This window comes from Microbacterium forte (assembly GCF_031885415.1).
Classification (GTDB): Bacteria; Actinomycetota; Actinomycetes; order Actinomycetales; family Microbacteriaceae; genus Microbacterium; species Microbacterium forte.
Map to the genome: position 1 here is coordinate 1,606,858 of NZ_CP116871.1, position 18,867 is coordinate 1,625,724.

18 protein-coding genes are annotated in these 18,867 nt (G+C 69.3%); 6 read left to right on the plus strand and 12 right to left on the minus strand.

Going from position 1 to position 18,867, the window contains the following annotated elements; genetic code table 11:
* The first annotated feature begins 35 nt into the window (after positions 1 to 35).
* Together OB895_RS07765 and OB895_RS07770 are read left to right on the plus strand one after the other, a co-directional pair.
* Complete coding sequence (locus OB895_RS07765; RefSeq protein WP_042539055.1) at positions 36 to 563, plus strand: hypothetical protein; 528 nt, start codon at positions 36 to 38, stop codon at positions 561 to 563.
* Between the two features lie 96 nt (positions 564 to 659).
* Positions 660 to 1,148 (plus strand): SprT-like domain-containing protein, encoded by a 489-nt coding sequence (locus OB895_RS07770; protein WP_042539053.1) that lies wholly within the window; start codon positions 660 to 662, stop codon positions 1,146 to 1,148.
* A 97-nt stretch (positions 1,149 to 1,245) separates the two neighbouring features.
* Here OB895_RS07770 and OB895_RS07775 read toward each other — a convergent pair whose 3' ends face one another.
* From OB895_RS07775 to OB895_RS07825, 11 genes are all read right to left on the minus strand, one after another.
* Positions 1,246 to 1,767 (minus strand): DUF3054 domain-containing protein, encoded by a 522-nt coding sequence (locus OB895_RS07775; protein WP_079112330.1) that lies wholly within the window; start codon positions 1,765 to 1,767, stop codon positions 1,246 to 1,248.
* Positions 1,768 to 1,904: 137 nt separating this feature from the next.
* On the minus strand, positions 1,905 to 2,561 hold the full coding sequence (locus OB895_RS07780) for a 2-phosphosulfolactate phosphatase (RefSeq protein ID WP_079112329.1): 657 nt from the start codon (positions 2,559 to 2,561) through the stop codon (positions 1,905 to 1,907).
* 82 nt (positions 2,562 to 2,643) lie between these two features.
* Positions 2,644 to 4,116, minus strand: a complete 1,473-nt coding sequence (locus OB895_RS07785; protein ID WP_079112328.1) for an ABC transporter permease — start codon at positions 4,114 to 4,116, stop codon at positions 2,644 to 2,646.
* Complete coding sequence (locus OB895_RS07790; RefSeq protein ID WP_042539048.1) at positions 4,113 to 4,874, minus strand: ABC transporter ATP-binding protein; 762 nt, start codon at positions 4,872 to 4,874, stop codon at positions 4,113 to 4,115. The genes OB895_RS07785 and OB895_RS07790 overlap by 4 nt, the downstream gene beginning before the upstream one ends.
* A 94-nt stretch (positions 4,875 to 4,968) precedes the next feature.
* A complete protein-coding gene (locus OB895_RS07795; RefSeq protein WP_042539046.1) occupies positions 4,969 to 5,604 on the minus strand; it encodes a response regulator in 636 nt (211 codons plus the stop codon).
* Complete coding sequence (locus OB895_RS07800; RefSeq protein WP_079112327.1) at positions 5,601 to 6,776, minus strand: sensor histidine kinase; 1,176 nt, start codon at positions 6,774 to 6,776, stop codon at positions 5,601 to 5,603. Before OB895_RS07800 ends, OB895_RS07795 begins: the two co-directional genes overlap by 4 nt.
* An 80-nt stretch (positions 6,777 to 6,856) precedes the next feature.
* Entirely contained in the window at positions 6,857 to 7,648 is a 792-nt protein-coding gene (locus OB895_RS07805; protein ID WP_311879740.1) for a class I SAM-dependent methyltransferase, read from the minus strand.
* 42 nt (positions 7,649 to 7,690) lie between these two features.
* Positions 7,691 to 8,848, minus strand: a complete 1,158-nt coding sequence (locus OB895_RS07810; RefSeq protein ID WP_079112325.1) for an AMP-binding protein — start codon at positions 8,846 to 8,848, stop codon at positions 7,691 to 7,693.
* A 16-nt stretch (positions 8,849 to 8,864) separates the two neighbouring features.
* Positions 8,865 to 9,776: a 1,4-dihydroxy-2-naphthoyl-CoA synthase gene (locus OB895_RS07815; RefSeq protein WP_042539039.1), complete on the minus strand. Its 912-nt coding sequence runs from the start codon at positions 9,774 to 9,776 to the stop codon at positions 8,865 to 8,867.
* A gap of 79 nt (positions 9,777 to 9,855) precedes the next feature.
* Positions 9,856 to 10,815: a permease prefix domain 1-containing protein gene (locus OB895_RS07820; RefSeq protein WP_042539037.1), complete on the minus strand. Its 960-nt coding sequence runs from the start codon at positions 10,813 to 10,815 to the stop codon at positions 9,856 to 9,858.
* A 1-nt stretch (position 10,816) separates the two neighbouring features.
* A complete protein-coding gene (locus OB895_RS07825; RefSeq protein ID WP_042539035.1) occupies positions 10,817 to 11,149 on the minus strand; it encodes a PadR family transcriptional regulator in 333 nt (110 codons plus the stop codon).
* A 113-nt stretch (positions 11,150 to 11,262) separates the two neighbouring features.
* Here OB895_RS07825 and OB895_RS07830 point away from each other — a divergent pair, with 113 nt between their 5' ends.
* Both OB895_RS07830 and OB895_RS07835 read left to right on the plus strand, forming a co-directional pair.
* A complete protein-coding gene (locus tag OB895_RS07830; RefSeq protein ID WP_079112324.1) occupies positions 11,263 to 12,282 on the plus strand; it encodes a GNAT family N-acetyltransferase in 1,020 nt (339 codons plus the stop codon).
* A 58-nt stretch (positions 12,283 to 12,340) separates the two neighbouring features.
* On the plus strand, positions 12,341 to 13,318 hold the full coding sequence (locus OB895_RS07835; RefSeq protein WP_079112323.1) for an o-succinylbenzoate synthase: 978 nt from the start codon (positions 12,341 to 12,343) through the stop codon (positions 13,316 to 13,318).
* 9 nt (positions 13,319 to 13,327) lie between these two features.
* On the opposite strand, the gene OB895_RS07840 is transcribed toward OB895_RS07835, so the two are convergent.
* The gene (locus tag OB895_RS07840) at positions 13,328 to 13,951 is read right to left on the minus strand and encodes a TetR/AcrR family transcriptional regulator (protein ID WP_042539029.1); all 624 of its coding nucleotides are present in this window, start codon (positions 13,949 to 13,951) and stop codon (positions 13,328 to 13,330) included.
* A gap of 121 nt (positions 13,952 to 14,072) precedes the next feature.
* On the opposite strand from OB895_RS07840, the gene OB895_RS07845 reads away from it, so the two are divergent.
* Positions 14,073 to 16,874 carry an MMPL family transporter gene (locus OB895_RS07845; protein WP_079112322.1) on the plus strand — a complete coding sequence of 934 codons (2,802 nt, stop codon included), beginning with the start codon at positions 14,073 to 14,075 and terminating at the stop codon, positions 16,872 to 16,874.
* Positions 16,871 to 18,835: a YhgE/Pip domain-containing protein gene (locus OB895_RS07850; protein WP_079112321.1), complete on the plus strand. Its 1,965-nt coding sequence runs from the start codon at positions 16,871 to 16,873 to the stop codon at positions 18,833 to 18,835. Before OB895_RS07845 ends, OB895_RS07850 begins: the two co-directional genes overlap by 4 nt.
* Positions 18,836 to 18,867 lie beyond the last annotated feature (32 nt).

Below are 18,867 nucleotides of genomic sequence, written 5' to 3' on the forward strand. Positions count from 1 at the left end.
GCACACTTGACGGGGGACGCTGCGGAAGGAGAGCAATGAGTTTCATCAGAGGCTATGACCACGAGAGCCTTCGCGAGCGCGTCGATCTCGATGAGTGTGCGGCACGGCTGGAGGAGATCGACGGTCAGCGCAGCCTTCCGGCCCTGCTCGAGCGCGTCTGGCTGCTGAAGGTGCTCGACCGCCTGGACGAAGCCCTCCCCCTCGCTGACGAAGCCGTGCGACAGGCTCGCATGGCCGGAACCCGCAAGGACGTTCTGCGTGCCCGGGTGCTGCACGCCACGATCCTGCAGTACCGCGGCGCACACACCGCCGCCGCACAGGAGCTCGCCACGTGCGCAGCCGAGGCGGAAGGGCAGCGCTGGGTCTCGATCGCGGCTTTCGCCCATCACCACCACGGCAAGAACGCCTACGAAGCCGGCGACTATGAGACGGCCCGCGAGAGCTTCAAGCAGTCCCTCTTCCTGCGTCGTGAAGCGGGAGCCCAGGACGGAGAGCTCGAGACGGTGCTGCTCGCGATCGAAGCCGCCGAGCGGCGGCGTACGACCCAGCTCGTCGCGGGCTGACGGTGCATCGAGCCGGCTGACGCTGCGCTGAGCGGTCCGACGCTGCGCTGAGCGGTCCGACGCGGCGATGTCGGCGGTATGGCTTAGCCTGATCGCATGGCGGAACTTGACCGGGTGCGCGTCTGGGGCGAAGCACTGATCACGATGCACCTCGACGACAGCTGGTCGTTCGGTTTCGACCACGCCAAGCGCCGGGCGGGGCAGTGCGACTACACGAAGAAACGCATCACCGTGTCGCGTTATCTGGCAGCCCGGTTCGAAGACGACGAGATCCATCAGGTGCTGCTGCACGAGGTGGCGCATGCGCTCGCCGGTCATGAGGCCGCGCACGGCGCGACCTGGAAGCGCGTGGCCCGCGACCTGGGTTATGTCGGCGGAACGACCCATCACGGCGAGACCGCGGTCGAGCTCGCGCCGTGGGTGGGCAGATGCCCCGCAGGTCATGTCACGTACCGGCACCGGCGCCCGTCACGCGCCACGTCGTGCGCGCGGTGCTCGCGCTCGTACGACGCCCGTTATCTCTTCGACTGGACACGTCGCGAGATCTCGGCCGACACGAAGCTCGCCGCCCAGATGTCACGCTGACAGCGTCGACACGCTGCGAGGTCGGAATCACATCGGGCAGGACCGATGCGGGTGCGAGATCGACACCGCATCCCTCACATCGCGCAAGACCGCGCCGTCAACGCGGTTGAGCTCCCGTCTCGGGATCGGCCCCGGGCGCTGACTCTGCCTGTGGCCCGTCCTCGACCTGAACCTCGTGTTCGGCGATCTCGTCATGCACGACTCCATCGACCGGATCCGCCTCGCCGGAGTGTTCGGGTGACGCACCGCTGTCGCTCGTGCGCCCGGCGCGCCGGCGGAGGAGCGCCGCCGCGGCGCGCCAGCCGAGGAGGAAGACTCCGAGCACGAGCGTCGCGACGATGATGAACGCGATCTGAGCGGTGTCTCCCGTTGCGACCCGCAGCAGGAGTCCCCCCGCGACCGTGACGAGCCAGACGACGGCACCCCATCCGAGCGACCACGGACGACGCGGCCGGGCCGGCAGCAGAGCCGCCACGACGTGCCCCACCAGCAGCGCGACGATGAAGGGCCAGGCGGTGATCAGGAACCCTCCGGGGCTCTCGCCGTGCGAGGCACGGCCGATCACGGCGAAGACGAGCACCAGGACGGCATCGACGATGAATGCGGGGACGAACCTCATGCCACGACCCTACGTCGCACGAGGCGAAACCCGTGCCGAGAGCGCGGCCTGTTGCCGACCGCACTGCGAAGCAACGCCGGCGAGCACACATTCGCGGGCTTCCGGCGATCTCGTCGTCGCGAGCCGGAACGAACCGGTCAGTCGAAGGCGACGAAGACCCCATCGCGCAGCACGGGCACGGCATCGATGGCATCGAGCTCGGCAGCGCTCGACGTCGTCGTCGGGACCGCGCCGGAAGCCCGCATCCGATCGGTCGCGGCGACCCCTTCTGCGAGTTCGCGTGCCGATCCGCTGGCGCTGACCATATGGCGCAGCGCCCTCTTCAACGCTCGGAACCCCTCGGCTGCGACGGCCGCGTCGGGCGCGGTGTGGTCGATGCCCAGATCGGTCAGTGCAGCGATGATCGCGCCGGCACCCAGGTGGTCTTCGACTGCGAACCGCACTGCACCGTCGGCGTCGGCCTCGCCCGCCGCGATCACGCTCACCGATGTGCGCGCTTGATTGCGATCCTGCAGCGTGGCGATCGCTCGCGCCACCGCCGAGGCGTTGCGGAGGCTTCCGATCAGCACCACGGCATCACCGGCACGGGTGGCGACCGCGGCGCCATTACGAGACCACCCACGTGCGTCGTCGAGCGAGACCGTGGACCCGGCGGCGACGGCATCCGCCACCGTGGAGGAGAAGCGGAGCACGTCGACGACCACGACGACGTCGGCCGGAGCGAGGCGATCGAGCCCTTCGACGCCCCAGTCGAGGCGCACCTGATACGTGGACTGGTCGAACGGAGACGGCATCCGTCCAGCCTAGAGCGACCGGATACGCCAGAACGCTCCGATGACCGATTCGGTCACAGAGCGTGCTGGCGCACGGCCGCCGTCAGTCTGCAGCGAGCGCGTCGACCGGCGCCACCCGCGTGGCGAGACGGGTCGGCGTCGCAGCAGCGACCAGGGTCAGCACAGCGGTCGCCGCGACGATGATGACGACGGGCAGCCACGGCACGTGAGGTGCGACGAGCCCGGCGGGCTCGAAGTCGGGCAGGGTCGGCACCGATCCGAGCAGCGACTGCGCCGCGATCCATCCGTAGGCGATGCCGAGGATCAACCCGGTCACCGTTGCGGCCACCGTGATGTGCGCGGCCTCCAGCAGAACCATGCGGCGCACCTGACCGTTGGACAGTCCGATCGAACGAAGGAGACCGAGTTCGCGGCGACGCTGCACCACGCCGATCGTCAGGAGATTGACCAGGCCGACCGCGGCGATCACCGCCGACACGGCGACGAGCACCATCATCACCGACGCGAAGGCGTCGAACGGGGTGAAGAACTCGGCGGGCGTCTCGCCGTCGACCTGACCGATCAGCATCTGCTTGACCGATTCGAGAGCGACCGCGAACATCGTGACGAGCGTGACCCCCATCACCACGCCGATCGCCATGCGTGAGGAGCGCTCCGGATAGCGCAGGGCGTTCTCAGCCGCGAGCCGTGCGGTGGCACTCGAGCCGAACATCCGCCCCACCAGACGCAGCACGGGCGGCATGAACAGCACCGATCCGAGCGCGAGTCCTGTGAAGGACAGCAGTCCACCGAAGAAGGCGACGACCACTCCGAGGGGATGCGCGAGCCCCACGACGACCCCCGCCGCCAGCAGGACGCTGCCGGCGCCCAGCAGCACCCACGCACCGATGTGACGCCCGGGGCGGGACATCTCTTCGTGGCTGCGCTCGACCGCTCCGCCGATCGCCTGCAGCGGCGTGACGGCGAGCACGCGTCTGGATCCTGCCCAGGCCGCAGCCCAGGTGGTCAGGGCGACGCCGATCACGGGCAGGGCGATGAACGGCTGTGCGAGGGAGAACCCCGTCGGCACGTTCTCGATCAGTCCGGAGCCGATCTGCACCCCGACAGCTGCGATCGCGAGGCCCGAGAGCAGACCCAGTGCCGCGCCGATGACGCCGACCACGAAGCCCTGCCTGCCGACCTGCGCCCGCTGCGAGCGCGCAGTCGCGCCGATGAGTCGCATCAGCGCGATCTGACGAGTGCGCCCCGCGATGATCGTCGAGAAGGTGTTCGCCGTGACGATCGCCGCGACGTACATCGCGACACCCGTGAGGAGCACCGAGAGCAGCCCGACCACGAACGCGAGCGTCTCGCTGTCGCCGATGAACGGGTCGGCCTGCAGCACCGCTCCGAGATAGGCCGTGGTCTCGACCAGCACCACACCGAAGGCGGCCGAGAGCGTCGCGACCAGGATGCTGGCTCCCATGCCACGGTCGCGCAGCCATGCCAGGCGCGGACCCGTCGCAGACGTCTGAGCGACGACTGTGCGGACCGGAGAGTCGATGACGGCGCTCATGCCGCGACCTCGGCGGCGAGCATGTAGGCCGAGATCTGCTCAGCGCTCTGACGCGGATGATCGGCGACGATCCGTCCGTCGCCGAGGAACAGCACGCGGTCGGCGTAGCTCGCCGCGATCGCGTCGTGCGTGACCATCGCGATCGACTGCCCGTGCTCGCGGCTCGCGGTCGCGAGCAGCTGCAGAACCTCGCGTCCGGTCTTCGAGTCGAGGTTGCCGGTCGGCTCATCCGCGAAGACGAGGTCGGGCGCGGTGGCGAGAGCGCGGGCGATCGCGACCCGCTGCTGCTGACCGCCCGACAGCTGATGCGGTCGGTGCTGCAGCCGCGATCCGAGCCCGAGCGTCTCGATCAGACCATCGATGCGCGCCTTCTCGATCGCGCTCGGCCGGCGACCGTCGAGCTCGAACGGCAGCATGATGTTGCCGAGGGCGGTGAGCGTCGGCACGAGGTTGAACGCCTGGAAGATGAACCCCACTCGGCGCCGGCGAAGGATCGTCAGGTCGAGGTCTCCGAGCTCGGTGATCTCGGTGTCGCCGATCCAGCTCCTCCCCTGCGTCGGGGTATCGAGGCCGGCCATGATGTGCATGAGCGTGGACTTTCCCGAACCGGACGGACCCATGATCGCGGTGAACTGCCCGCGGCGGATGCCGACGCTGACGTCGTCGAGCGCGTGGACGGTGCCCTCGCCGGATCCGTAGGTCTTCGTGAGGTGCTGGACGCGGGCTGCGAGCCCGAGGTCGGTGGTCGTGATCTCCATGCCTTCGACGCTACGGACGGCGGGTGCCTCGCCGCGTCGCCCTGACGACGCATCCGTCTACATCGCAAGGATGATCCCGCGGGCGCTCGTCCGGTCAGGCGAGCCCGTGCTCGAAGGCGAAGACCACGAGCTGCACGCGGTCCCGCAGGGTGAGCTTCGTCAGGATGCGACTGATATGGGTCTTCACGGTCGCCTCGCTGAGGTACTCGCGAGCGGCGATCTCAGAGTTCGACAGACCCCTGGCCGCGAGCGCGAAGATCTCCCGCTCGCGGTCGGTGAGCGCGGAGAACTGCGCGGGCACCGGCTTCGGCTCCTCGGCGAAGTGCTCGAACAGCTCACGGGTCGCGGACGCGGCGATGACGCTCGACCCCGAGTGCACGGTGCGGATCGCGGCGAGGAGGAACTCGGGGTCGGCGTCCTTGAGCAGGAATCCGCTCGCCCCCTGACGGATGGCGCGCGCGGCCGCCTCATCGAGGTCGAAGGTGGTCAGCATGACGATGCGCGGCGGGTCGGGCTGAGCGAGGATCTCGGCGGTCGCGGCGAGACCGTCCATGACAGGCATCCTGATGTCCATCAGCACCACGTCGGGTCGAGTAGCGCGCACGAGAGCGACTCCCTCGCGGCCGTCTCCCGCCTCTCCGACGACGTCGAGGTCGGGCTGCGAGGCGAGCAGCATGCGGACTCCGGCGCGGAACAGCGCCTGATCATCGACGAGGACGACCTTGATCATGCGACTTCTCCGATCGGGAGCGAGGCGGCGACGACGAACTGTGCGCCCTGACGCTCCGCCTGAAGGCTACCGCCGACGAGCTGAGCCCGTTCGCGCATGCCGATCACTCCGTGGCCGACGCCGATCTGCGGCTGCTCGCTGCCCACGATGTTGCGCACCTCGATGTCGACGCGATCAGGAAGCCAGGCGAGATGCACATCGACCGCCCCGTCGCCGTGTCGGATCGCATTGGTGAGCGCCTCTTGCAGGATCCGGTACACCGCGAGCTGGATCGCCCCCGGCGGCTCGCCGGGAGGCATCGGGTCGACCGTGATGCGAGGCTCGACGCCTGCCTGTCGCACCTGCGCGAACAGCGCTTCGAGATCTGCGAGCGTCGGCTGCGGGCCGTCGCCCTGTCGGTGGCGCAGCTGGGTGAGCAGCAGACGCACATCACTCAGGGCGCTGCGAGCGGTCTGCGCGATCGTTCCCAGCGCCTCGGTGGCCATCTCGGGCTTCGCGACCGCCGCGTACCTTGCCCCGTCTGCCTGGGCGATCACCACGGCAAGCGAGTGCGCGACGATGTCGTGCATGTCTCGGGCGATTCGCACTCGCTCCTGCTCCTCGGCCGCGAGCGACTCCGCCTCCAGCTGCGCGGACCGTGTGCGTCGGGCGCGGAGGATGACGCGCCACAGCAGGCCGCAGACCCACGCGAAGCCGAGAGCGAGCACCGAGACGACGAGGAGCAGCGTGCCGGTGGTCAGCTGATCCCAGCCGCTGGTTCCCGAGGTCACGCCGGTGACGACCACCAGGTAGACCGCTGACACGAAGGCGCCGAACAGCGCCGAGCCGAATCCCCACCACAGCACGACCCGCGATCCCCACGCAGCCGTCGCATAGAGCACGAGGAGGATGGCGACGTCGATCGGCAGCGGCCCGAATCCGGAGAGCATCTGCACGATCGCCCCTGCCCAGGCCGCAGCGAGAGCGAGTCCGGGAGCGAGCCTGCCGATCGCGACGCCGCCGAACATCAGGATGCCCGCGATCACGATCGCCGCGACCGCAGCACCGTCGATTCCCTGGCCGATCGTCCCCGGACCGTAGAACACGACAGAGAAAGGAGTGAGGATGCTGAAGAGCAGCGTCGCCCCGACGATGTCGAGCACGAGCGCCGTACGGGAGAGCGGGCGGATCACTCCCCCACGCTACGCGGCAGGGCGTCCGCCTCGCATCCGCCTGCAGATGTATCCGCTCGCAGATGCATCCGCGGAGCGCGTCAGGCGCGGGCGATGATCTCGCCGTGCGGCACGAGGTACCACCCGTCGCCGTCGGCGGCCCAGCGCTTCCACGCGTCGCTGATCGCCTGCAGGTCGCTCGACGTCGCCATCCCGCTATCGACCAGCTGCCGCGCGAGCGCAGACTCGAGGATGCGGTCTGCCCACATTCCGCCCCACCAGGCTCGATCCTCCGGGTTCGCGTACGTCCAGTTGGAGGTCGTCACCGTGATGTCGTCGAAGCCGGCCGCCCGCGCCCAGGCGAGGAGGCGACGCCCTGCATCGGGCTCGCCGCCGTTTGCTCGTGCGGCGCGGCGATACAGGTCGAGCCAGTGGTCGAGCTCCGGGAGCATGGGGAACCAGATGAAGCCCGCATAGTCGGCGTCGCGTACCGCCACGACACCGCCGGGTGCCGCGACCCGGCGCATCTCGCGCAGCGCCTGCACGGGATCGCCGACGTGCTGGAGCACCTGGTACGCGTGCACGACGTCGAAGGTGCCGTCGGCGAAGCTCAGCGCATGCACGTCTTCGACCGCGAAGTCGAGGTTGTGCAGACCTCTGCTCGACGCGAGATCGCGTGAGAGTGAGAGCGCGCTCTCATCGATCTCGGTCGCCGTCACGTGGGCGACGACGCCGGCGAAGTCGACCGTGATGCTGCCGGGCCCCGCTCCGACGTCGAGAAGCGCGGTGGTCTCGGTCAGGTACGGACGGAGGTACTCCGCGGAGTTGGAGATGTCGCGGCTGCTGTGGGAGCGGAGGACGGTCTCGTGATGCCCGTGCGTGTAGGTGGCCATGCCTCAGTCTGGCAAGAACCCCTCGTCCGACCGAATCGACCGTCAGTGCAGTTCGAGGACGGCCCGTCTGATCGACTCGCGATCCGGCTTGCCGGATGCCAGCAGGGCGAGCTCGTCGACCATGATCAGCCGCGCGGGACGCGCATGCTTGCCGAGCTCCTCCGCGACGAGATCCCGCGCGTGCGAGAGCTGCTCGGCCTCGCTGCGCCGCAGCACCTCGCCGCGCGGCGCGACGATCACCGAGGCCTCGCCCCATCGTTCATCCGGCACGCCGACGACCACGGCGCCCGTGAGTCCTGGAACGCTGCGGACCAGCCGTTCGACGCGGTCGAGGGAGATGTTGATCCCGCCGGACACGATCACGTTGTCCGCGCGACCGTGCACCCGCACCACGCCGTCGTCGAAGAGCCCGAGATCGCCCGTGTGGTACCACCTGATGCCGTGCTCGTCGCGCGAGAAGTTCTTCGCGGTCAGCTCCCCGTCGCCGAGGTACCCGTCGGCGAGCATCGGACCGGCGATGCGCAGCTCCCCGTCCACCGTGCGCACCGCGACCGTATCGAGGGGAACGCCGTCGTACACGCATCCGCCGCAGGTCTCGGTGGAACCGTACGTGCGGACGAGCCGGACGCCGAGATCGGCGGCCCGCTCCCGCAGCGGCTCGGGCAGGGACTGCCCCCCGACGAGGATCGCGCGGTAGGCCTGCAGCGCGGCCCGCACCGGTCGGTCGTCGGCGGCGTCGAGCAGTGTCGACAGCTGCGCGGGCACGAGAGACGTGTACAGCTCGGGGATCGCTGCGGAGCCTCCCGACGGACGGAGCATCGACAGCGTCGCATCGGCGAAGGACTCGGGTGAGAACCGACCGCCGAGCGCGACCGGGTGCGTACCGGCGATCAGCGACCTCACCAGAACCTGCAGCCCCGCCACATATCCGGCCGGAAGCGCGAGCAGCCAGCGTCCGCCGCCGACCCTCGCGGTGGTGGCCTCGACGCTCGCCCGCAGCGCCTCGCCGCTCAATGCCACACGCTTGGGGACGCCGCTGGAGCCGGAGGTCGCGATCACCACGGCCGTGCCGTCCGGCACCGATCTCGGCGCGTCACCGAGCATCCCGAAGCCGAGCGCCGGCCCGCCGTCGAGCGCCCGCGCCAGGGCGTCGCGCAGCTCGGCCGGGTCCTCGGCGTCCGTCGGCGTCAGCGCGACCATGTGCGTCTCGATCCGCTCAGTAATGCCAGGGGAACGACGACCAGTCGGCGTCGCGCTTCTCGAGGAACGAGTCGCGGCCCTCGACCGCTTCGTCGGTGCCGTAGGCGAGACGCGTGGCCTCGCCCGCGAACACCTGCTGACCGACGAGCCCGTCGTCCACCGCGTTGAATGCGAACTTCAGCATGCGGATCGCCGTGGGCGACTTGGTGAGCACGGTGCGCGCCATCTTCAGCGCCTCGCGCTCGAGCTCGGCGTGCGGAACGACCCGGTTGACGGCTCCTGCCTCGTACGCCCGCTGCGCCGAGTACTCCTCGGCGAGGAAGAACACCTCTCGGGCGAACTTCTGCCCGGTCTGCCGAGCCATGTACGCCGAGCCGTAGCCCGCATCGAAGCTTCCGACGTCGGCATCGGTCTGTTTGAACCGCGCCTCCTCCGCCGAGGCGATCGTGAGGTCGCAGACCACGTGCAGCGAGTGCCCGCCGCCCGCCGCCCACCCGGGGACCACCGCGATGACGACCTTGGGCATGAAGCGGATGAGGCGCTGGACCTCGAGGATGTGCAGGCGACCGGCACGCGCGGGGTCGTGCACGGTCGTCTCGTCGTCGGAGTACTTGTAGCCGTCGCGGCCTCGGATGCGCTGATCGCCGCCGGAGCAGAACGCCCAGCCGCCGTCCTTCGGACTCGGACCGTTGCCCGTCAGCAGCACCGCGCCGATGCGGGGGTTCTGCCGTGCGTCATCGAGCGCGCGGTAGAGCTCGTCGACGGTGTGCGGGCGGAAGGCGTTGCGCACCTCTGGGCGGTTGAACGCGATACGGGCGACTCCGCCGTCCGTGCTGACGTGGGCGGTGATGTCGGTGTAGTCCTCGGCACCGGGCGCGAGCACCCATTCGTCCGGGTCGAACAGGTCTGAGACGAATGTGCTGGTCACAGCATCCAGCCTATTCCCGCCGGGGTTGCAGACGCAGACGGCGTCGCCCCGAAGAGGCGACGCCGTCTGGGATCTGCAGTCAGGGTCGGCGGGCGCGAGCCGTCTTGATCCATCCGTCCACGATGTCCCAGATCGGGAAGGCAATCAGGCAGAAGCCCGTGATCACCGTGAGGATCCGCATGGTCTCGTCGGTCACCCCGTTGTCGGTGAAGACGAAGCTCAGGAACTCGGGGTTGATCAGTGCTCCCTGCAGCAGCAGCGTGATCGACCAGGCGGCGAAGACCGCGGCGAGCAGTGTGTTGACCACCGCAGCACCGACCGTCCACCGTCGCTTCGCGTAGACCACGACCGCCAGCAGCGCCTCTGCGGCGAACAGCACGAAGAAGAACGTGATGCCCCACGGCCAGAGCCCCGGGTCGAGGATCGCGATCGGATCACCGCCGGTCGGGAAGAAGCCGAGGAGTGCGTCCCAGAACACCGCGCCCACGCCGAGCAGCAGGAAGATGATCGATGCGATCGCATCGGCCCGCCCCGCGCCGTTCTGCGTCGGCTCGGGGAGCTGGTCGACGCTCCACTTCACGCCGGTGTCCGTGCCGGCGCGCTCCAGGATCACGAAGACCAGCGTCACCCAGAATCCGATGTGCACGACCGAGCCGAGTGTCGCGACGACTGCGGTGCCGATGATCTCGCCGGTCGGAGCACCGTCGAGCAGCTGCCCGAGGACCACTCCTCCGAAGACGCACGCCGGGACGATCCACAGCAGCAGCTTGAGCAGCCGCCCCCAGACGAGGTAGTACTTCGGCCCGATCAGATGCAGTGGACGGTCGGCGTAGCCCGCCGCGAGGATCCCGGGGTCGCCGAGCTCGGAGAGGACGGCGCGCTCGGCGGCTGCAGGGGTCTCCCCCTGTTCGAGTTTCGCGTCGATCGCATCGGCGATCGACGCTTCGAGCTCTGCCCGGACGTCGTCCTGCACCTCGGGCGTGAGGCTGCGGATCGTGGCGCTGATGTAGCGCTCGGTGAGCGTGGCTGTCGTGGTCATGTCAGTGCTCCTCGACTGTGAGGGTCGCGATCGCCGCGGTGAGCGATCGCCATTCTTCGGTCAGGGTGTCGGCGAGCCGGATGCCGGCGTCCGATGTGCGGTAGAACTTGCGAGGTCGCGCCTCGTCGGTGTTCCACTCGCTCGTGAGGTACTCCTGCTTCTCGAGCCTGCGAAGCAGCGGGTACAGCGTGTTCGCATCGGTGGCGAAGCCGCGGCGCTCCAGGTCTTCGAGCAGTCCGTAGCCGTACCCCGCAGTGCGCAGCAGCTGCAGGCAGGCCAGCACCACGGTGCCGCGGCGCAGTTCCTGCAGATGCGTGTCGAGGGTCTCGTTCATGTCCGTCACATTACTGTGCGTCACACACCATTGTCAATCACACATAGGTGTGACGCGCCACGAGCTTCCATCCGAGCCGTCAGCCTTCCCGATCGAGCAACTACCGTGGGTGCATGACGATCGAGATCTCCCGCGTCGATCCCTTCGACGACGGCGCGGTGGATGCATGGTGGGGTTGCTACGCCGCAGCCGAACGAGCCGACCGTGGCGCGGACGCCGTCGTCTGGTCTCGGGCAGAGTGCCGCAGCGAGCTGCAGCAGCAATCGGCGGTCGTCGATCGGCGCGCGTATCTGCTCCACGACGGCGCAGACATCGTCGGATCCGCGAGCCTCGGGCTGCCGCTCAAAGACAACACGCACGTCGCGCACCTCGCGATCAGCGTGCCAACCCGCCACCGACGACGCGGCATCGGCGCGGAGGCGCTGGCCCACCTCGAGCGCGAAGCCGTGACATCCGAACGCACGACCGCGCAGGGTTCGGCGTCGTGGCCTTACGAGCTCGGATCGGAGGGGGCCGGCTCCCCCGGCCGCGAGTTCGCGAGGCGCCACGGCTACACCCTCGCTCTCGGCGACGTGCAGAGCAGACTGCCCCTTCCGGTCGACCCCTCGCTGCTCGACCGGATCGAGAACGACATCGCCTCGGCCATCTCGCAGTACGAGATCCGCAGCTGGGTCGGCCGCATCCCCGACGACGTCGTGGAGCGCTGGACAATCCTCGACGCCACGCTCGAGACCGAGGCGCCGACCGGCGAGCTCGACATCGAACCGCAGAAGCCCGACGTCGACAGCATCCGCGAGAGCGAGGAGCTGCTCGATCTTCAGGGCCGCATCTCGTTCGGCACGATCGCCCTCTCCCCGGACGGCGACGCCGCCGCCTATTCGCAGCTCGTCGTGTCGACCGACGACGGCAACGCGTATCAGTGGGGAACCCTCGTGCGCGCCGCCGACCGAGGCCACCGGCTCGGCATCGCGGTCAAGGTCGCCAACCTGCGGATGCTGCACCGCGAGGCCCCTCAGGCACGCGCCGTCTACACCTACAACGCGGAATCGAACGCGCACATGCTCGCCGTGAACACGCTGCTCGGCTTCCGCCCGAGCGAACGACTGGGCGAACTGCAGAAGCGCCTGATCTGAGAAGCATCCGTCGGCACGGCGGATCCCGGAGGCAGCTCCGACAGAGCAGAATGAGCACATGCTCCCACCGCTCGCAGATCTGCTCGGCTCGGCCAGGGTCGTCTCTCTTCCGATGCACACCCGCTTCCGCGGGGTCGACACTCGCGAGGCGCTGCTGTTCGAGGGCCCGGAGGGATGGGCCGAGTTCTCTCCGTTCCTCGAATACGACGATGCCGAAGCGGCGACCTGGCTCGCGGCCGCGATCGACTTCGCGTGGCGGCCGCAACCGGCACCCCTGCGCGAGCGCATCGGCGTGAACGCCACGATCCCCGCCATCGAGGCGTCACGGGTCGCCGACGTGCTGGCCAGGTTCGCCGGGTGCCGCACGGCGAAGGTCAAGGTCGCAGAGCCCGGCCAGACACTGGCGGACGACGTCGCTCGCGTGCGAGCCGTGCGCGAGGCGATGGGGCCGGAGGGACGCATCCGTGTGGATGCCAACGGAGCCTGGAACGTCGACGAGGCCGAGCATGCGGTGCACGCGCTCAACGAGTTCGACCTCGAGTACGTCGAGCAGCCCTGCGCCACGGTGCCCGAACTCGCCGAGCTGCGCACGCGCGTGAAGTACATGGGCATCCCGGTCGCGGCAGACGAGAGCATCCGCAAGTCGTCCGACCCGCTCGCGGTCGCTCGGGAGAAGGCCGCCGACCTGCTCGTGATCAAGGCGCAACCCCTCGGAGGCATCACTCACGCGCTGCAGATCGTCACCGCCGCCGGCCTCCCCGTGGTCGTCTCGAGTGCACTCGACACCGCGATCGGACTCTCGCAGGGTGCGGCGCTCGCCGCCGCGCTGCCGACGCTCGACTACGACTGCGGGCTCGGCACCGCATCCCTGTTCCTCGACGACGTCGCCGACCTGCGCCCGGTCGACGGCTCGATCCCCGCTGGACGCGTTACGCCGGACGCCGCGGCAGTTGCTCGACTCGCCGCAGACGACGATCGTCGCGACTGGTGGCTCGATCGCCTCAGCCGCTGCTACGAGGTGCTCGCCGCGCGCTGAGCGGCGACGTCACTCCGCGAGCAGCAGCTGCACGAGCCTGCCCAGCTCCTCGCTGCCAGAGTGCCGCAGCTGATCGGAGTCCTGGCCCGCCATCGCACCGCGAACGGTCATGCCCTCCCAGAGGATCATCAGCATGCGCGCGGCCTCCTCGGCCGGAACCTTCAGCTCGAGTGAGCTCACCGAGACGATGTCCGTGATGATCACCGCGATGCTCGAGACCATCTCGCGCTCCTGCACGAGGTAGGCCGAGCCGAACTGATGATCGCGCAGCGCGCGGATGCGGATCTCACTCATCAGCATCACACCGAGCCGGTCGTCGCCTCCCGCATCCATGATGCGCTGGACGAGCTCGACCGGGTCGCACCCCTCTGAGAGGCCGCCCTCAGCGGCGATCTCCTCGACGCGGGCACGCACCCCGTTGACGCGCTGCTCGCCGACGCTGCCGGCGAGCATCAGGAACAGCTCGTCCTTCGACTCGAAGTTCGAGTAGAACGCTCCACGCGTGAAACCGGCGCGATCGCAGACCGCTTCGACGGAGGCGCCGTCGAGTCCGACCTCGGCGAAGACCTGCGCGGCGGCATCCAGAAGCCTGGCGCGCGTGTTCTCTCGGCTTCGCGTGGCGGGTGTCGTCATCGAATCCTCCTGCCTCTCATTCTCACACCCCGCACACAGACTCCGGGGCTCGGATCACCTTACGATACATCTATGTATTGGATACACCTGTGTATCCGGCCCGCATTCCCTGAGGAGCCTCGTGTCCACACTCCTGTCCTCGCTCGGCCGCTGGTCTTACCGGCACCCGTGGCGCGTCCTCGTCTCCTGGCTCCTCGCACTCGGCATCGCCGGCGCCGGCGCCCTCGTTCTCGGGGCCGGCACGGACAACTCCTTCTCGATTCCCGGAACCGAGTCGCAGGCGGGTCTCGAGCAGCTCAACCGCTCTTTCCCCGCAGTCAGCGGAACCAGCGCGCAGATCATCGTGGTCGCCGCGGACGGCGACTCGATCACGGATGACACGTATCGGAACGACATCGACGATGCCGTCGACCAGCTCGCCGATCTCGACGATTCCGTGCTCTCGGCCACCTCCCCGTTCGACGAGATGGTCAGCGGCATGGTCAACGACGACGAGACCGCCGGCATCATCCGCCTGCAGTTCGACGGCCAGGCGAGCGATGTCTCGGACGAGACACAGGACGACCTGCGAGCCGTCGTGGCCGAGCTCGCCGACGAGCTTCCGGACGGATCGCAGACCTCTCTCGGTGGCGAACTGTTCGCCACCTCCATCCCCGGTGTCACACTGACCGAGGCCGTGGGACTGCTCATCGCGTTGCTCGTGCTGATCGTGACCTTCCGTTCGTTCGTCGTCGCAGGGCTCCCGCTGCTCACGGCTGTGCTCGGCGTGGGCATCTCGATGGCCGGCATCTTCGCGGCGACCGCCTTCGCCACGGTCTCGTCGACCACTCCTCTCCTCGCCCTCATGCTCGGGCTCGCGGTCGGCATCGACTACGCGCTGTTCATCATGGCCAGGCACCAGGATCAGGTGCGCGAGGGGGTCGACCCCGAGGAATCCACCGCCCGCGCCGTCGGCACGGCCGGCTCCGCCGTGGTGTTCGCGGGCGTGACCGTGCTGATCGCCCTGATCGGACTCGGCTTCGCCGGCATCCCGTTCCTGACGACCATGGGCATCGCGGCGTCCGCCGCCGTCGCGGTCGCCGTCGCGATCGCGGTGACGCTCACCCCTGCGCTGCTGGGCTTCATGAAGGGCAGGGTGGCGGGTCGGCCGCGCAAGGCTCCGAAGGCGAAGAAGGGCAAGCCCGCTCCGGTTACGCATGTGCGATTCAGCGAGCGCTGGGTGACCGGCGTCACCACCCGCCCGATACTCGTCTCACTCGCGGTCGTGATCGGCCTCGGCATCATCGCGGTGCCGGCCCTGAGCCTGAACCTCGCACTGCCCAACGCCGGCGTGCTGCCGAAGGACTCCGAGGCGCGTCAGAGCTACGACCTCGTGGCCGAGGAGTTCGGCCCCGGCTTCAACGGGCCGATGATCCTCACGGGCACGATCGTCACATCGACGGATCCGCTCACGCTGATGGAGGACCTCGGCGACGAGGTCGCGAAGATCGACGGCGTCAAGGAGGTCGCCCTCTCGACGCCGAACGAGACGGCCGACACCGGCATCGTGCAGATCATCCCCGAGACGGCGCCCGACGACCCTGCCACGGCCGACCTCGTGCGCGAGCTGCGGTCGCACCACGACGAGTGGCTCGACGAGTTCGGCATCGACCTCAAGGTGACCGGATTCACCGCGGTCGGCATCGACATCTCCGACCAGCTCGGCAACGCGCTGCTGCCCTTCGGCATCTTCGTGATCGGCCTCTCGCTGATCCTGCTCACGATCGTGTTCCGCTCGCTCTGGGTGCCGATCACCGCCGCAGCCGGATACCTGCTGTCGATCGTGGCCGCGTTCGGCATCGTCGGCGCGGTGTTCGAATGGGGCTGGTTCGCCGACGCCCTGCACGTCGCGAAGGTGGGCCCGATCATCAGCTTCATGCCGATCATCCTGATGGGCGTGCTGTTCGGACTCGCCATGGACTATCAGGTCTTCCTGGTGTCGCGCATGCGCGAGGACTTCGTGCACGACCCCGACGCGAAGAGTCCTGACCGAGCCGTCCGTCGCGCCGCCGCGCTGCGCGCCGTGCGCAGCGGCTTCACGGGGTCTGCGAAGGTCGTCACCGCGGCAGGACTCATCATGTTCGCGGTGTTCGTCGCGTTCGTCCCCGAGGGTGACTCGTCGCTCAAGCCCATCGCGCTGGGCCTCGCAGCCGGCATCGCGATCGACGCGTTCCTGGTGCGGATGACGCTGATCCCCGCTCTCATGGCCATCCTCGGCGAGCGGGCGTGGGAGATCCCGGCGTGGCTGGAGAAGGTCCTCCCCCGCGTCGACATCGAGGGGGAAGCGGTCGAACGCGAGCGCCACCTGGCCGGTTGGCCGGGAGACGACTCGGTCGTGGCCGCCGACGATCTCTCGGTGACGGATGCCGGCATCGACCGCCTCCACCTGCGCCTCGCTCCCGGCGGATCAGCGGTGCTCACGGGCTCCTCCGCCGGTGCACTGCGCGCGCTGGCTCTGACGATCGCCGGCCGCGCGACGCCCGATGACGGACGCCTCCGGGTCGCCGGCCATCTGCTGCCGGGTCGAGCGGCGTGGGTGCGCGCACATGTCGGAGCGGTCATGACCGCCGATGCCGCCCGCCTGTCGGCCGACCTCTCCGAGGCGCTGCGCGGACGCCCTGCACTCGTGGTGATCGACGGAGCAGACCGACTCTCGCGCCCCGAACGCGATCAGCTGGCGGCGCGACTGCGCGACTCTCGCAGTACGACAGCGATCCTGCTCACCGCGCTCGACCCGAAGATCGGCCTCGAGATCCTCGCAGACGCCGGCCGCTCTCCCGCCGACGTGATCGACGTCGACGCGCCCTCAGCACAGACACGACCCGAGTCCTCGGTGCCCCGCACCGCCGACGGCACCACCGAATCGACCGAGGTGAACGCATGACCCTCCCCATCGAACGCGCCCGCTCGCGCAAGCCCATCACGTGGCTGACGATCCTCGGCATCCTGCTGCTGCCCGCAGCCGTCGGCGGCATCCTGGTCGCGGCACTCCAGAACCCGACCGAGCGCCTCGACTCGATGACCGCCGCGATCGTCAACCTCGACGAGCCTGTGGAGATCGACGGACAGCTGACGCCGCTGGGTCGGCAGCTCGCATCAGGGCTCGTCGAAGGATCGGACGAGCTCGACTCCAACCTCACCTGGGTGATCTCGAACGAGGATGACGCGGCCGACGGGCTCGCCGACGGGTCGTATCAGGCCGTGATCACGATCCCCGAGGAGTTCTCAGCCGCCGCCACCTCTGCAGGGCAGGCGATCTCGGACGGCGGAGGCGATGCCGAGCAGGCCACCATCCGGGTCACCACACCGGACGACGGGCTCGTGGCCGACGATCTCATCACCGGTCAGATCGCGGATGCGGCCGCCTCGAGCATGGGCACGCTGCTGTCGGAGGCGACGACCGAGAACATCCTCGTCGGCTTCACCACGATCGGCGATCAGATCGGAGAAGCCGCCGACGGCGCGGCCGAGCTCGCCACCGGCGCACGGGATGCGGCGACGGGCGCGGCCGCGATCCCCGACGGCGCGACGCAGCTCGCCTCGGGTGCCGCCGAGCTCGGAAGCGGTGCGTCCTCGCTCGCGTCAGGGCTCGACACGCTCGCTGCGAAGACCCGCGAGGCTGCGGGGGGAGCGAGCCAGATCGGCACGGGGCTGACCGCAGGGGCCGCAGAGCTTCAGAACCAGGCAGGGCAGATGCCCGCGCTCGTGGGGGCGATCACGACCGGAACCGATGCGGCGAAGGACGCGGCGACGAAGACAGCGGCCCTCGCGCAGACACTCGGCACGATGGCTGCGAGATGCGACCCCGATGTCTCGGGAGAGCTGTGCGCGCAGCTCGCGACCGAAGCGGCGAACGCGGGAGCAGCGGCGAAGTCCGCGGGAACCGCGTCGGGATATCTCACGGCGGTCGAACCGCAGATCGCGACCCTGCCCGGCGCGTTCACCACCCTCGCGACCCAGCTCGGTGAGGCCGGCGCCGGCGCGACGACTCTCGCGGACGGCTTGAACCAGCTGGCGTCCCAGGGCCTCGACGAGTCCGCCGCCGGCGCACGTGCACTGTCCACGGGAGCCGTTCAGCTGTCCGACGGGACGACCGAGCTCGCGACCGGAGCCGCCGACCTCGCGACCGGCCTCGACACCCTCGCCACCGGAACGGACGATCTCGCCGGAGGCCTGCGCACCGCATCCGACTCCCTCCCGTCGTTCAGCGACTCGGAGTCGACCTCCCTGGCCTCGGTGATCGCCGACCCTGTGGCGTCGAAGGGAGCCGACGGTGCAACGATCTTCGGGCCGACGGCGATCCCGCTGCTCGCGGCCGTGGTGCTGTGGTTCGGCGCTCTCGCCTCGTTCCTCGTGATGCGGGCCCACACCGCACGCACGCTCACGTCGCGGCGCTCCTCTGCCGGGCTCGCGCTGCGCGCTTTCGCCCCGGCGGCCGCCATCGGCGCCGCGCAGGGCCTGCTGGTCTCACTGATCGTGCAGATCGTCGCGAGCTACGACGCCGCCACCTGGTGGGCGTTCGCCGGAATCGCGGTGCTGGCGGGAATCGTCTTCGCCGCGGTCAACCAGGCGCTCGTCGCAGTCTTCGGCGGCATCGGTCGCTGGATCAGCGCTCTCGTCGGGGTGCTCGCGATCGCGACGGGACTGATCTCGACGGTGCCCGGCTGGCTGGCGGATCTCGGTGCGTCTCTGCCGACCTCCCCCGCGTTCGCCGGGCTGATCACCGCGAACGGAGGCGCAGCCGCCGGCCTCATCGTGTGGGGTGTGCTGTCGCTCGTCGTGACCACCATCGCGGTCGCCCTGCGTCGCACGACGTCAGTGAAGGCGGCCATGGCGACCGCCTGAGCGTCCTCTCCGGGCACGCAGCCCTGGCACAC

Coding starts and splice junctions, on each gene's coding strand:
- OB895_RS07795 (WP_042539046.1), bottom strand. CDS start 5,604: ATGATCAAGGTCGTCCTCGTCGATGATCAGGCGCTGTTCCGCGCCGGA.
- OB895_RS07830 (WP_079112324.1), top strand. CDS start 11,263: ATGACGATCGAGATCTCCCGCGTCGATCCCTTCGACGACGGCGCGGTG.
- OB895_RS07805 (WP_311879740.1), bottom strand. CDS start 7,648: ATGGCCACCTACACGCACGGGCATCACGAGACCGTCCTCCGCTCCCAC.
- OB895_RS07780 (WP_079112329.1), bottom strand. CDS start 2,561: ATGCCGTCTCCGTTCGACCAGTCCACGTATCAGGTGCGCCTCGACTGG.
- OB895_RS07765 (WP_042539055.1), top strand. CDS start 36: ATGAGTTTCATCAGAGGCTATGACCACGAGAGCCTTCGCGAGCGCGTC.
- OB895_RS07810 (WP_079112325.1), bottom strand. CDS start 8,848: ATGGTCGCGCTGACGCCGACGGACGCCGAGGACCCGGCCGAGCTGCGC.
- OB895_RS07790 (WP_042539048.1), bottom strand. CDS start 4,874: ATGGAGATCACGACCACCGACCTCGGGCTCGCAGCCCGCGTCCAGCAC.
- OB895_RS07820 (WP_042539037.1), bottom strand. CDS start 10,815: ATGACCACGACAGCCACGCTCACCGAGCGCTACATCAGCGCCACGATC.
- OB895_RS07770 (WP_042539053.1), top strand. CDS start 660: ATGGCGGAACTTGACCGGGTGCGCGTCTGGGGCGAAGCACTGATCACG.
- OB895_RS07840 (WP_042539029.1), bottom strand. CDS start 13,951: ATGACGACACCCGCCACGCGAAGCCGAGAGAACACGCGCGCCAGGCTT.
- OB895_RS07850 (WP_079112321.1), top strand. CDS start 16,871: ATGACCCTCCCCATCGAACGCGCCCGCTCGCGCAAGCCCATCACGTGG.
- OB895_RS07825 (WP_042539035.1), bottom strand. CDS start 11,149: ATGAACGAGACCCTCGACACGCATCTGCAGGAACTGCGCCGCGGCACC.
- OB895_RS07775 (WP_079112330.1), bottom strand. CDS start 1,767: ATGAGGTTCGTCCCCGCATTCATCGTCGATGCCGTCCTGGTGCTCGTC.
- OB895_RS07785 (WP_079112328.1), bottom strand. CDS start 4,116: ATGAGCGCCGTCATCGACTCTCCGGTCCGCACAGTCGTCGCTCAGACG.
- OB895_RS07835 (WP_079112323.1), top strand. CDS start 12,341: ATGCTCCCACCGCTCGCAGATCTGCTCGGCTCGGCCAGGGTCGTCTCT.